Below are 14,708 nucleotides of genomic sequence, written 5' to 3'. Positions count from 1 at the left end.
CAAACGGTGTCCGCCTCTTAACTAAAAATAATCAAATGAGAACGCTGTTAATTAACGACGACGTGCTTTACGTTTGATCTGTTTCACTGCATCCGCTAATACGGTATCAATGTCAGCATCATGCTCTAATACTTTTTCTAATGCATCACTGACAATTTGACGAGCAACTTCGTCATAACGGTCCATCGAAACAGATGGAATTTTCATCGCTGTTTCTTTCCATGCAAGACGTGCTTGTTGATTACCTAAATAAGGTAATTTTTCTTCAAAGAACGGATCGTCTTGTGCTTCAATCAATGCTGGAAATGCATTGATCTCTTTCATTCCTAATAACTGTATTTCTTTAGTAGTCGACATGAATTTAATAAACTCCCAAGCTTCAGGCTTATGTTTAGCTTTAACTGGAATGGCATAAAATGAGCCCCCCCAACTTGCTAACGCACCGTTTGGCAATTGCGTAGAACGCCACAATCCAGTTGCATCAGGTGCAATCCAATCCTGTAAATGACCACCTAACCACGCTCCCATCATCTGCACTGAAATAGTTCCTCGTTTTAAACCTTCAGTCCATTCGTTTGTCCATGGTGAAACCTTTGCATCAATACCAGCCATACGCGCTTTCTTTGATAAACGAAACGCTTCTTTGAATCTTGGGCTATTAACTAAAATATTGTGATCTTTATCGAAGTAAACACCCTCCCCATCTTTTAAGTTAGCACGGATATAAATATCTTTAATATCAACGGCATTTGCTAGTAAATAATCTCCAGTTTTCTCTTTAACTTTAATCCCTGCATCGATAAATGAGTCCCAATTTTTGATCAGTTCTTCTTGAGTAACTCCAGATTTATCTAAGATATCTTTCCGATAAAATAATGAACCAGGACCAATATCTGCGGGCATTGCTCTTAGGTTACCGTCTGAATCAGAACCTTGAGCTAATGTAAATGGCGTGATTTTTTGATAAAATTCGTTAGCGTTATATGGGGCAACATTTAAAGGTTCTAAGCCACCAGACTGAGCCAAGCGACCAATGTAATTGGCTTCAATAGACATCACATCAGGAAGGTTTGCCCCAGTTGCCAATGCGGTAGTCATAGCATTATGGTGATCCATGTAAGCGGTTGAAACGATTTTCACTTTAATCTCTGGATGTATTTTTTCAAACAAAGGAACTGCAGCTTCAGCAACCTGATTAAAGTTTGGAAAACTTGCTACTGTAATTTCTACTTGTTCTGCATTAGCAGCGTTAGATATTAAAGCGGCACATAATGTGGAAAAAACAACCGTTTTTTTAAAAGTAATCATATTTATTCCTTAGCGTGGGATAGTGTTACTATTTTGGTCAAATAGATGGGTTTGTGTTTTGTTAAAGTACAACCGAATATCGCCTTTAATGGATGTATCGATAGTTGCAGTCTCTACAACAAGTTTCTTATCTTGATATTTACACTCAATGTGCAAACTTGATCCAAGTAGTTCAGTACCAGTTACCTCGGCATCAATAAATGATATTTGATCGCCTTTTACTTCTTTTTTATTTAAAAAGAGATTTTGTGGTCTTATACCTATCGACATTCCGCTGTGATTAATATTGGATAGCTCGAAATCGCTAAACATTTGTTCATTAGACAAAGCGAATATATTCATTTCAGGTGCACCGATAAATTTTGCAACAAATACATTTTTGGGCGCATCAAAGATCTCTTTAGGACGGCCTACTTGTTCTATTTTTCCTTGGTTAAGGATCACAATTCTATCGGCTAAAGTCATTGCTTCAACCTGATCATGGGTTACATAAATAACAGTGGTCTGAACTTTTTGATGTAATGCTTTAATTTCTTTACGCATTTGACCACGCAATTTAGCATCGAGATTTGATAACGGCTCATCAAACAAAAAGACTTCAGGAGTACGAACCATCGCTCGGCCCATCGCAACACGCTGTCTTTGACCACCAGAGAGATCTTTCGGTTTTCTGTCTAACAAAGGGGTTAGCTCAAGCACTTCAGCAACATCACGTACCATTGTCTCTCTTAGGCTTTTCTCTACTTTTAAATTTTCAAGACTAAAACCGATATTTTGTGCCACGGTCATATGTGGATATAGTGCATAACTTTGGAATACCATCGCAATATTTCTTTCTATTGGATGAAGGTCATTGACCAATTCATCACCAATATAAATATCTCCTCCAGAAATACTTTCCAAGCCCGCGAGCATTCTTAATGTCGTTGATTTACCGCAACCTGATGGCCCGAGTAAAACAATAAATTCTCCATGTTCAATTTCCAGGTTAATTTTTTTCACTACTGGTGTAGTGCCATAATTTTTTTCTAAATTACTAAATTGTACAGATGCCATACCAATTACCTTTAGTAGTCTTAAGTTGCCCAAAATAAGCATTGGAGGCATTATCTATAGAAAAATGGTAGATAGCTTTGTTATAATTGGTATGTTAATTGTGTAATTTTACTGTCGAATATTGATTTGTGATCTAAGTCTTGAGTCCCCTAAACTGACATGTGATCTACGTCTACCTAGGCTCTGAAACAGTGGTGAGAATTCTCTTAAGGTAAATATGGCTGATTACTTATATTCATAAAATGTTATGTAAGCAAAGCATTAAATAAGTAACTAGTTATGGCTAGAGAAAAATGACGAATCACTCCCCGAAAACTAGTTTTACAGCCAAGTAACGCTCCCTATAATTTTACAAATAGCATAAGCGGTTATTAATTTATAGGTTGATTAACTTAGTATTTAAAAAAACCGAATAAGCCTTTATTCGGTTTTTGTAGGAAGGATTTAATAGAAGATATTGACTAAAATGCTTTTTCTAATGTATTGCCGTCAACATTTTTGAGTTTATGATTTATGAGGGAGTGTTAACTTCAACGTCACACAGCATTGTCCAATATTTGGGTAACACTTTGATATTTCCTGTTACTCTGACGGTTTCATTAAAGATGATGTCAGTTGCAGAACGACCGATCATAATTTCAAATTCACCTGGTTCTACAATGCGACGATGCAGATTGTCAGTAAAATTAAGCATGTCAACTGGTAATGTGATATTAATAAATTTAGATTCACCTGCTTTTATATCTACTCTTTTAAAACCTTTTAATTCACGAATAGGTCTCACCAAAGAGCATTGTTTATCTTTGACGTACAACTGTACTATTTCACAGCCATCTACCAATCCAGTATTTTTTATCAAAGCCGCCACGTTGATCGCTCCATCGATATCTACAGAGTGTTTTTTTATAGAGATTTTTTGATAGTCAAATTTTGTATAGGTCAAACCATAACCAAAATTATATTTAGCACCAAAATGGTAGGCTATCGGAGTACCACTACTCTTTAATTTATGGTTGTAATAATAAGGAACTGCGCCTACATTTTTTGGAATAGATAATGTCAAACGACCTGAGGGTGACTGTTTACCTGTCACAATATCAACAATAGCATCAGCACCTTCTTGCCCTGGAGCCCAAGCAAAAATAACAGCTGCTGCTTTCTCTTCTGCCCCATTTAGATTATAGGGACGCCCACCTGTCACTAGAATGATAACCGGTTTTCCTGTCGCAATGGCTGCATCAATTAATGCTTGTTGTACACCAGGCAAGTCAAGACTATCTGTATCAGAACCTTCTCCTACTGTGCCAGTTTGGAATAAACCAGCTAAGTCTCCGACACAAACTAATGCAATATCGGCATCCGCTATAACAGCTGCTGCAGCAGAAATTTGACTAGTATCTTTCGATACTGACGATTCTGATTTTTGCCCCATAGCTAGGTCAACATCACCAGGAAAAACAGGGGCGTTTGCATGACGCTCTGTCAATATGTCACATCCTTTATGATATGAAACGTTTGCAAACTGCTCTTGAATAGCTTCTAGAATTGTTTTTGAGACTTTTGAATCTTCTTCCATATTGCTAATAATAAGATGAATAGGAAAACTATAGCCACCAAGCAACGCAAGTTGATCATCAGCAGTCGGACCCACAACCGCTATTTTTTTATCTGTAGTAAGTGGAAGTGTTCCGTCATTTTCCAATAAAACGAGAGATTGGGAAGCAACTTGGTAAGCAATTTCTTTGGATTTTTGTGTTTTAAGTTGAAATTTTTCTTCTGAACAATAAGGGTTTTCGAATAAACCCAGCTCAAATTTAACCTTTAATATACGTTCAACAATTTCATCAATTTTTTTAACTGAAATAAGTCCTCGCTCAATAGCATCTTGTAGATGACTACCACAAGCATCATCTGGAAGTTCGATATCTAACCCTGCATTAAAAGCGAGTGCTGCTGCTTCCGCTCGATCTGCAGCTACTCCATGGTGAGAAACTAATAGTTCCAGACCACCGTAATCAGCGACAATCAAACCGTCAAAACCCCATTTATCTCGTAAAACAGTAGTCAGTAAATATTCAGATGAGTGGCAAGGTTCATTATCAATATCATGGTATGCCGGCATCACTGAACCTGCGTTACCTAACTTAACCGCCATTTCAAAGGGCAACATAAATGTATCGTTTAGTTCTTTAAAACCGAGGTGAACCGGTGCATGGTTTCGAGCACCTTCACTAAATGAATGCCCCACATAATGTTTTAATGTAGCCAATACATCACGTTTTTCACTCTGTAGCCCTTTGACAAAACTAGTGGCAAGAACCCCCACATGATATGGGTCTTCGCCTAATGTTTCCTCTGTTCTTCCCCAGCGTACATCGCGAGAGACATCCAGCACAGGTGCAAGCCCATGATGAGCCCCCACTTGACGAAGTTCCTGACCAATAACCCCTGCCATTTTTTCAATAAGTTCTGGGTTCCAAGTATGACCATAATTTAGTGAGGAAGGGAATAGCGTTGCCCCTTTTACCATCAATCCCACTAAACATTCTTCATGAGACATTGCTGGAATACCAAGACGTGTTTTTTCTAATAAATATTTCTGAAGTTGATTGAGCGCTTTAATTCCCTTTTCAGCAGAAACAGGGTGAGTACCAAGAGGTCGAGTGATTTGTCCTAAGCCATGCTTTAGTCGCTCATCAATTGATTTACGATTACCAGCTTCTGCCATTTCTAGTTCGCGATCATGATGTTCGCCATTGGGATCTAAGATTAACCACTGTGCACCTAACTGCGCTATCTTTTCTGCTAGAGTCATTTGGCTAATTAAATCATTAACTCTTTCTTGAATCGTACAATTCGGGTTTTTATAAATACTCATATAATGCCTCTTATTAATAAACAGTTACAATAAAAGAGGCTAATATGAATTATTTTAAAAAATTAAATGTAGACCTTCGGCACAATTGCCAAATTAGTAAATACACTAACCAAATATCACAATAATATGGTGGTACTCATCATCGGTTAACTAAAAACCATTCAACTACATTAAATGAGGCCAAAGCTTTTACGATATTCACAAGGCGTGTAGCCAAATTGTTTTTTATAGACTTGATATAGGTAACTTTGGTTAGGGTAACCACATTGCAAAGCAATAGATTCAATTGAATCTTTACTATTTATAAGTAATTTTTTTGACTTTTTGAGGCGTAAACTAGATAGATAGTAATGAACAGTTACCCCTTTACAAGCAATAAATCGATTATCTAATGTCTTTCTAGAAACCCTACAAAAATCAATAACTTGCTGTACCTTTATATTAAGGTGGAAATTATTATATAAGTAGTAAAGAGCCTTATTAACAATGTCATCTTGGTTCTTTTCTACCGCAGTAGACTTTTCATTAATTAAATTTATCGGTTGATACTTTTCATGTACTATCTTATTGAATCGCTTCGCTTTAAGTAGAACCTCAACACAACGTTGACCAAGTTGGTAAGGATCAATATTTACAGAGCTCAAAGGTAAAGGGGAAATAGCTCGCTCTGCATCATCATAGTCTGTACCGATAATTGATACTTGATTGGGCACTGTAATATTTTTTCCCATACAAAAGTTAACTAACTTCCTTGCTGAACGATCAGAAGAGCAATAAACGCCTAACGGAAATTGTTGCAAGGACACAGCTTCTTTTACGTCATTGAAGTAATTTAATTCCAATAACGCTGCATTTTTTTCAAAGCATTGTTGCCTTTCGTTTGCCCAACCTGCATTAACTTCATTAGGGGCCATATAAAATGTGACATTCGAAATATCATTTTGGATAAATTGCCCCAACGCCAAGTTAGCGAACTGTTCATTATCGTTCACTAATGTTGACACTGATTCAGGAGCGAGTGCGATTGAATAACTAGAGTAAATAAGCACATTACTCTTTAAACGAGGAATGACTCGATGAACATCCGGTTTATCGAAATCTGCAATCACATAGTCCCAATGCTGAGAAAGTATATCAGCCACATTATCAATCGACTCTAAATGAATAGATAATTTTAACTGACATTCATCTACTTTAGCTTTAATACCTTTCAATACTTCTCTGTCGTAATAAAACATCGTATCAATTAACAATAACAATTTAGCCATAAAGATCTCATCCATAAGTTTAGAGCGTTTAATAGTAACTAGAAAATGAATTGATATGATATTCAATAATTCAACCAGAATTAATAAAGCAATCTAATAAAACATTACCTTACTTTTCTTTTCTCTATTCATTTAAAATTAAGTGCTTATAACAAGGTTACAACACCACACTTTATCAGAGTGATATAATAATCTTAGTTATGCCACGATTGCATCACCCGATTTTGAGTCGAAAATGTGTATTTTTGACTTATCAATATAAAGGTCAATGACTTGGCCTTCTTCTATTAAATCAGATGATGGTGTTTCTACGGTTAAAGTATATTCACCTAATTTTGTTTCTATATGTATGCTAGATCCCAATAATTCACATGTTTGTACTTTGACTTTAATCGTAAAGGGATACTCAAGTAGTTCAGCGGTTAAATGTATATCACACGGTCTAATGCCGACTAAAACATTTTGATCTTCTAATACTGTAATATCTTTCACTGGTAATGGAAGGCGTTGCCCTTCAAGTTCGATATACCCTTCACCAGATTTTTTGATTTTACCTTGAATCAGATTCATCGTTGGACTGCCAATAAAACCAGCAACAAATTCATTTGCAGGCGTTTGATAAATCTCTTCTGGGGTACCAACTTGCTCAATGAAACCATCGCGTAAAATAACAATTCGATCAGCTAATGTCATCGCCTCAACCTGATCATGCGTAACATAAATGGTGGTCTTTTGTAACTTGTTATGTAGTCGTTTAATTTCACGACGCATTGAATTACGCAATTTTGCATCAAGATTTGAAAGAGGCTCATCAAATAAGAATACTTCCGGAGTACGCACCATCGCTCTTCCCATAGCAACACGCTGTCTCTGTCCACCAGACAATGCGCGTGGTTTACGATCCAATAATGGCGTGAGTTGTAACATATCCGTTATAGGTCTTATCTTATCTCTAATCTGTTGTTTACTTAATCCAGATAATTTTAATGTAAAAGCAATATTTTCATATACAGTCATGTGTGGATATAAAGCATAGCTCTGAAAGACCATCGCAATATTTCTATCCTTAGGCTCAATATTATTAATCACATCATCGCCGATAATAATTTCACCAGCAGAAATTTCCTCTAATCCTGCAAGCATACGTAATGTAGTAGATTTACCACAGCCTGAAGGACCAAGAAATACAATAAATTCACCATCTTCTATTTTTAGATTAAAGTTTTTAACTACTTGCGTATTGCCTGAATAAATTTTGTCTATATTTTTAAATTCTACTGCAGCCATTATTATTTCTACCTTATTTCTATGATTAATACATTGATATTTAATGCTTTAAAAAGCGTATTTCTGACCAACTTGTCGTTTAAATATCTGATTAACATCACCAGTATTCGCTCCTCCTGATTTATCGTTTTATCCACTAGATTATGTTTTTAGTAGACAAATAACGATAAATCAATTGGATAAATCAGCTCACATTTTGTTTAACTGACAAGCTTAATAACTTTGTCCTCTGACACGGGCACCCTCATATTCATCACTACTTTTTTCTTTAGCCAGCTTTAATAAAGCTTTAATCTGAGCTAACTTTTTATTATCAAGCTTATAAAATGATATAACGACGGCAAGAGACACAAAAATAATCCCAGGAATAATGGTATAGAGTAAATTGATTGCAGTAATTGCAGCTGATGACTGAGTCTCTGCTCCCCCAACGTAACCAGCACCCGCCAAGATCCACCCAACAGATGCACCACCTAGAGCAATACCCAACTTAATGGCGAATAGGTTAGTTGAAAATACCATGCCACTCAAAGACCGGTTACTACGTGTTTTCTCGTAATCTACGATATCTGACATCATGCTCCATAAAATAGGAGTAGTACTCATCTGTACAATGCCTAACACAATGACAAGCATGAATATTATATAAACACTGGTCGGTTCAACGAAGTATAAAGCGGCAGATAATATGCCAGAAATAATTATAAGTACTTTATATACAGCAGCTTTCTCAAAACGTCCCAATAAAGGAGCAGAACCTATAGCACCAATAATATTAGCAATCATCCCAGCAACCATGAATGTAGTTGCAAGATCAGCGCGTCCCATTACAGTGTTGACGTAGTACATAGTTGAGGCGCCTTTTAAGACAACGCCCGCCAACAATAGTACATTCAGGATGAATAATACGCGCCATTGATTATTTTTGAATAACAATTTCAAATCACTAAATACCGATGATTGTTCTTCATTCTCTGCGACAAAACGTTCTTTTACATTAGCGAAACTGTAAAAAAAGAGAGCAATTGCACCAGCGCCCATTATTGCCATTGCACCTAAATAACCTTTCTGAACATCACCTTCTCCAATAAGATCAACCAGAGGAAGTGCTACCATCGCAACCACTAATCCCCCTGCAGTACTCAATGCAAAGCGGTATGATTGTAAGGAAGTACGCTCTTGTGAATCATTGGTTAATGCATTAGCCATTGCACAATAAGGTACATTAATCGCGGTATACATTAGCGTTAAGAATATATAAGAAGCATACGCATAAAAAATCTTTCCTGTTTCTCCGACATCAGGAGTATAAAATGCAAGCATGCAAGCAAAGCCAAATGGGATAGCTATCCATAGTAGATAAGGGCGATAGCGACCGTGTTTTGATTTAGTTCTATCAACGATAGAACCCATAATGGGATCCGTGACCGCATCTATAAAACGAACTAATAGGAACATCGTTCCCATGTGTGCAGGTGATAACCCATATATATCCGTATAAAAGTAGGCTAAAAAAAGCATAACTGTCTGCCAAACAAAGTTACATCCCATATCACCAAGACCATAAGCAATCTTTTCTTTCACTGACAACCGAATTATATTCATTTCATTCTCCAAGATAATTTGACTAATTCTATTTACTGAATCCATTCTGTCTTATTAATTAACATAATAAATTTGCGATAAATAACAATAGCGTTACGATATTTATTATATGAGATCTAAGTACACAAATAACAAGATAATAATTTAAAATCAATAAGTTATATAAGCGTGATGTATTTCAAAGTTATTTAAAAAGGTAGGGGGAACAATAAAAATATAAACATTAATACGATATTTCGTAATAGCAATTCATGAGTTAAATGGAGATATAACTGCGGTTACCATATTTAAAATGATAGAAAATTAGAAAAGAATTATCAGTTTTTTCTTATCAAAAGATAATGAAAGAAAACAAAAAGGCCCCATCGGAGTGAGTTATTCATTGATATGTTTTATTGTGGGTAGTTAAAAAAATACCTTCTGCAAAATAGTTTATTTCACAAAAGGTTATTTATTAGCGATTTTAGCTATCAATATTAACTAATTTAAACTAAAAGCTCTTTTGCGTTGTTTACAACATTTTCAATGGTGAAACCAAACATTTTGAATAGTTCATCTGCAGGTGCAGATTCACCAAATGTTGTCATACCAATGATACGACCATTCAAACCAACATATTTATACCAAAAATCAGCAATACCAGCTTCAATTGCAACACGTGCAGTTACGTCAGCAGGTAAAACAGATTCACGGTATGCAGCATCTTGCTTGTCAAACAGATCTGTTGCAGGCATAGAAACAACACGTACTTTTTTGCCTTCAGCCGTTAATTTTGCAGCAGAAGCAACAGCTAACTCAATTTCAGAACCCGTTGCAATAAAGATAATGTCAGGTTTACCAGCACAATCTAAAAGGATATAACCACCTTTAGCAATGTTTGCTACCTGTGCAGTATCACGTGGCTGCTGTTCAAGGTTTTGACGAGAGAAGATAAGTGATGTAGGACCATCTTTACGTTCAATCGCATATTTCCAAGCAACTGCAGACTCAACTTGGTCACATGGGCGCCATGTGCTCATGTTAGGTGTTAGACGAAGTGATGCAACTTGCTCAACGGGTTGATGCGTTGGACCGTCTTCACCTAAACCGATTGAATCATGTGTATACACTTGAATGTTTTGGATCTTCATTAGTGCGGCCATACGCATTGCGTTACGCGCATATTCCATAAACATTAAGAATGTCGCGCCGTAAGCAACAAAACCACCATGTAACGCGATACCGTTCATAATGGCAGTCATACCAAACTCACGCACACCATAATGGATGTAGTTACCTGAGAAATCTTCTTGCGTTAATGATTTAGAACCAGACCACATAGTTAGATTTGAGGGAGCAAGATCTGCAGACCCACCCATGAATTCTGGTAACATTGCGCCAAATGCTTCAAGTGCATTTTGAGATGCTTTTCGTGAGGCAATATTTGCAGGTTTTGCTTGAAGATCAGCGATAATAGCGCTTGATTTTTCTTCCCATTGAGCAGGAAGTTCACCACTTACGCGACGTTTGAATTCAGCTGCCAGCTCAGGATATTGCGCTTCATAAGCTGCAAATTTCTTATCCCACGCTGCTTCCTTAATTTTGCCTGCTTGTTTCGCATCCCACTGAGCGTAGATTTCCGACGGAATTTCAAAAGGACCATGCTCCCAACCAAGTTTTTCACGAGTTACTGCAATTTCTTCAGCACCAAGAGGTGCGCCGTGACAATCGTGCGTCCCAGCTTTATTTGGAGAACCAAAACCAATAATTGTTTTAGTACAAATAAGTGTTGGTTTACCTGTTTCTGCTTTAGCTGCTTCAATAGCTGCATTAATAGCTTCAGGATCGTGACCATCTACAGCTGGAATAACATGCCAACCGTATGATTCAAAACGTTTAGGTGTATCGTCTGAGAACCAACCTTCAACTTCACCGTCAATTGATATACCGTTGTCATCCCAAAATGCCGTTAGTTTACCAAGACCTAATGTACCGGCTAGTGAACATACTTCATGAGAGATACCTTCCATCATACAACCGTCACCCATAAATGCGTAAGTGTTATGATCTACAATCTCGTGACCTTCTTTATTGAACTGCTCACCAAGTGAACGTTCTGCCATTGCCATACCAACAGCATTAGCAATACCTTGTCCTAGTGGACCCGTTGTTGTTTCAATACCTGGTGCATAACCATATTCAGGATGACCTGGCGTTTTAGAATGTAATTGACGGAAACTTTTCATATCTTCAATAGATAAGTCATAACCACTTAGATGTAATAATGAATAAAGTAGTACAGACCCGTGACCATTAGACAAAACAAATCTATCTCTGTCTAACCAATCTGGATTAGTTGGATTATGGTTTAAGTGATCTCTCCATAAAACTTCTGCAATATCTGCCATGCCCATCGGTGCACCAGGGTGACCTGAATTGGCTTTTTGTACACTGTCCATGCTTAATGCGCGGATGGCATTTGCTAACGGTTTGCGATTCATAATATTCCTATTTTAAAAATTTTAATTATTTATACTATTTATTTTTAATCGTTATATTGCTGTAGTGTCTAGGCGAGATAGCCTAAAATCATATCTTCTAATTTCACTTGGTCGACAGCAAAGCCACGAATACCTTCAGCTAACTTATCAAATGCCATCTGATCTTGTTGATGTTCCCATAGGAACTCTGATTGAGTTATTTTTTGAGGTTGTGCTTTAGTTGCGCCATTATCTAGAAGTTTTGCAACTAGTGGCTCGTTACATTCGCTTAAATCTTGTAATAAAGCAGGGCTAATTGTTAGACGATCACATCCAGCTAGCTCAGTAATTTCACCAAGGTTACGGAAACTTGCTCCCATCACAACGGTTTTATAGCCATGGTCTTTGTAATAGTTGAAAATATTAGTTACAGAAATAACACCTGGATCTTCTACGGCTTCAAAAGTACGACCTTCTTTTGCTTTATACCAATCCATAATTCGACCAACAAAAGGCGAGATAAGGTAAACCCCTGCTTCAGCACATGCACGCGCTTGAGCAAATGAGAATAAAAGTGTTAAATTACAGTTGATACCTTCTTTTTCTAAAATTTCAGCAGCTCGAATACCTTGCCAAGTCGATGCTATTTTAATCAAAATACGATCGTTAGTAACGCCGGCATCATTGTACATTTGTATAAGTTTTCGCGCTTTTAATACTGTTTTTTCTGTATCGTATGAAAGACGAACATCAACTTCAGTTGAAATGCGTCCAGGCACTGCTTTTAGAATTTCTTTACCTATATTAACGGCAAGCATGTCACTAGTATCGATGACTTGTTGAGCTTGATCTTCACTTTGCATTTTTGCATAAGCAACTGAAGACTCAATAAGCGGTGCATAGCTTTTAAGCTGAGCGGCTTTAAGAATTAGAGAAGGATTAGTTGTTGCATCTTCTGGCTGATACTTTCTAATATCTTCAATATCACCAGTATCTGCTACGACTGTGGTTAATTTTTGCAGTTGTTCTAATTGATTACTCATTTTATTCGCTCTCTATAGTTTTTATATTACGAATTTGTCATTACAAAGTAATGCCAAATATTAGTAGGAATATGGATTTAAAAAAGATCTTTTACTTGAACATAAAGTTTTTGGAATGTTTCTCGCTTAACTGAATAGCTAGCATGGCTTTCGCTGTTAGGACTATGCGTTTGAATTAATCCTGGTACTGGACATACTTCTTCAATTTTTGCATTTTCCGTTGCACCTAAATGCGCAAGACGTGCAGCACCTAGTGCAGGACCGACATCCCCACCAGCACGGTAAACAAGTTTTTTATTGAACACGTCTGCGAGCATTTGACGCCAATAAGGGCTACGTGCGCCACCACCAATCAACGAAATCTCATCTGGTTCATTACCCGTTGCATGTAACGCATCTAAACCATCAGCAAAGGCAAATGCAACACCTTCTAATACCGCTTTCGCTAACTCTGGGCGCTTTGTTTCATGTGTCATGCCAAAAAACACGCCTTTAGCGTGCGGGTTATTGTGTGGAGTACGCTCACCCGATAAGTATGGAAGGAAAATAACATCTGAATCTGCAGCAGCTTCGGCTTCAACTTCAGCAAGCATCTCAGGAACACTTGCTGCCCCTGTTAGTTTTGCCACCCAATCTAAACAAGAAGCCGCACTTAAGATTACTGACATAGAGTGCCAAGAAGCTGGTAGTGCATGACAGAAAGTGTGTAATGCTGACTCAGGATTAGCAGCAAAGCCGTCTGTGACTGCAAAATAGACACCCGATGTACCCAATGAAAGCATTGCTTGACCTGGTTGGGTAATACCAACACCAATTGCACCAGCAGCATTATCACCTGCACCTGCAATAACAGGCACACAAGCCATACCCCATGCTTTAGCAATCTCTTTTGATAAAACGCCAGTAACGTCACTACCTTCATACAATTTAGGCATCTGTTCACGAGTTAGTCCTGTAGCAGCTAGTAACTCATCATTCCAATCACGTTTTGCTACGTCTAACCACATTGTTCCGGCGGAGTCTGACATATCTGATGCAAAATCACCGGTCATGCGGTAACGTATATAATCTTTTGGTAACAATACCTTAGCTATCTTAGCAAAGCACTCTGGCTCATTTTTTTGCACCCATTTAAGCTTTGGAGCAGTAAATCCCGGCATCATAATATTGCCGGTAATCTCTCTACTATTTGGCACTAACTGTTCAATTTCAAGACATTCGGCAGCACAACGGCCATCATTCCATAAAATAGCGGGACGAAGTACTTCACCGTTATCATTTAATAGCGTAGCACCATGCATTTGCCCCGCCAAACCAATTGCAATTACATGAGATAGGTCGATATCTTTAGCTAACTCTTTAACTGCTTGGTCTGTTGCACTCCACCATTCTTGAGGATCCTGCTCTGACCATAATGCTGCAGGTCGAGAAACAGATAATGGAACAGTTTTTGTTCCTAAAATAAGCCCACTTTTATCAAGTAGAATGGCCTTAACTCCAGAGGTTCCAAGGTCAATACCAATAAACATACAACGTTCCTTTTCTTTAATTAAATGTTTCATAATAGAGAGAGCAAGTCTCCCAATGTGAAATACGCTTTTCTTTAGAAAAGATACTCGTATGCCTTACATATCTACAATTACGTTTTTTGATACCGTCTTTCACTGATTTAATGATTGAGCCCTTGATCACAAAGATAGCAGGCGATAATCAGTTAGGCTTCGTATTGCTATATTAAAAACATTAATATTGCCAACAAGAGGATGGGGGCAGCGATATTACTCAACACCACCCCTTTAGATTT

The 14,708-nt window shown here is 37.5% G+C and carries 9 protein-coding genes; all 9 read right to left on the bottom strand.

The window, feature by feature from the left end; all coding sequences use genetic code 11:
• Positions 1 to 51: 51 nt before the first annotated feature.
• A complete protein-coding gene (locus GQR44_RS08465) occupies positions 52 to 1,308 on the bottom strand; it encodes an ABC transporter substrate-binding protein (RefSeq protein ID WP_166371240.1) in 1,257 nt (418 codons plus the stop codon).
• Between the two features lie 9 nt (positions 1,309 to 1,317).
• The gene (gene ugpC / locus GQR44_RS08460; protein ID WP_166371238.1) at positions 1,318 to 2,364 is read right to left on the bottom strand and encodes a sn-glycerol-3-phosphate ABC transporter ATP-binding protein UgpC; all 1,047 of its coding nucleotides are present in this window, start codon (positions 2,362 to 2,364) and stop codon (positions 1,318 to 1,320) included.
• A gap of 511 nt (positions 2,365 to 2,875) precedes the next feature.
• Positions 2,876 to 5,242, bottom strand: coding sequence for a glycoside hydrolase family 3 N-terminal domain-containing protein (locus GQR44_RS08455; RefSeq protein ID WP_166371236.1), 2,367 nt, complete (start codon positions 5,240 to 5,242; stop codon positions 2,876 to 2,878).
• 170 nt (positions 5,243 to 5,412) lie between these two features.
• The gene (locus GQR44_RS08450; protein ID WP_166371234.1) at positions 5,413 to 6,510 is read right to left on the bottom strand and encodes a helix-turn-helix domain-containing protein; all 1,098 of its coding nucleotides are present in this window, start codon (positions 6,508 to 6,510) and stop codon (positions 5,413 to 5,415) included.
• Positions 6,511 to 6,708: 198 nt separating this feature from the next.
• Positions 6,709 to 7,797, bottom strand: a complete 1,089-nt coding sequence (gene ugpC, locus GQR44_RS08445; protein WP_166371232.1) for a sn-glycerol-3-phosphate ABC transporter ATP-binding protein UgpC — start codon at positions 7,795 to 7,797, stop codon at positions 6,709 to 6,711.
• A 213-nt stretch (positions 7,798 to 8,010) separates the two neighbouring features.
• Entirely contained in the window at positions 8,011 to 9,402 is a 1,392-nt protein-coding gene (locus GQR44_RS08440) for a glycoside-pentoside-hexuronide (GPH):cation symporter (RefSeq protein ID WP_166371230.1), read from the bottom strand.
• A 485-nt stretch (positions 9,403 to 9,887) separates the two neighbouring features.
• Positions 9,888 to 11,885 (bottom strand): transketolase, encoded by a 1,998-nt coding sequence (gene tkt / locus GQR44_RS08435; RefSeq protein ID WP_346774336.1) that lies wholly within the window; start codon positions 11,883 to 11,885, stop codon positions 9,888 to 9,890.
• 65 nt (positions 11,886 to 11,950) lie between these two features.
• Complete coding sequence (tal, locus tag GQR44_RS08430) at positions 11,951 to 12,904, bottom strand: transaldolase (RefSeq protein ID WP_166371226.1); 954 nt, start codon at positions 12,902 to 12,904, stop codon at positions 11,951 to 11,953.
• 77 nt (positions 12,905 to 12,981) lie between these two features.
• Positions 12,982 to 14,433, bottom strand: coding sequence for a xylulokinase (xylB, locus tag GQR44_RS08425; protein ID WP_166371224.1), 1,452 nt, complete (start codon positions 14,431 to 14,433; stop codon positions 12,982 to 12,984).
• Positions 14,434 to 14,708: the final 275 nt, after the last annotated feature.

Origin of the sequence: Psychromonas sp. SA13A (assembly GCF_011378715.1) — a bacterium.
Lineage (GTDB): Bacteria > Pseudomonadota > Gammaproteobacteria > Enterobacterales > Psychromonadaceae > Psychromonas.
Note: the sequence above shows the minus strand (reverse complement) of the source record. Positions and strands in the feature narration are given on the sequence as shown.

What these genes read in the sequence shown, in the direction of transcription:
- GQR44_RS08465 (WP_166371240.1), bottom strand. Translation starts at nt 1,308, where the DNA reads ATGATTACTTTTAAAAAAACGGTTGTTTTTTCCACATTATGTGCCGCT.
- ugpC (WP_166371238.1), bottom strand. Translation starts at nt 2,364, where the DNA reads ATGGCATCTGTACAATTTAGTAATTTAGAAAAAAATTATGGCACTACA.
- GQR44_RS08455 (WP_166371236.1), bottom strand. Translation starts at nt 5,242, where the DNA reads ATGAGTATTTATAAAAACCCGAATTGTACGATTCAAGAAAGAGTTAAT.
- GQR44_RS08450 (WP_166371234.1), bottom strand. Translation starts at nt 6,510, where the DNA reads ATGGCTAAATTGTTATTGTTAATTGATACGATGTTTTATTACGACAGA.
- ugpC (WP_166371232.1), bottom strand. Translation starts at nt 7,797, where the DNA reads ATGGCTGCAGTAGAATTTAAAAATATAGACAAAATTTATTCAGGCAAT.
- GQR44_RS08440 (WP_166371230.1), bottom strand. Translation starts at nt 9,402, where the DNA reads ATGAATATAATTCGGTTGTCAGTGAAAGAAAAGATTGCTTATGGTCTT.
- tal (WP_166371226.1), bottom strand. Translation starts at nt 12,904, where the DNA reads ATGAGTAATCAATTAGAACAACTGCAAAAATTAACCACAGTCGTAGCA.
- xylB (WP_166371224.1), bottom strand. Translation starts at nt 14,433, where the DNA reads ATGTTTATTGGTATTGACCTTGGAACCTCTGGAGTTAAGGCCATTCTA.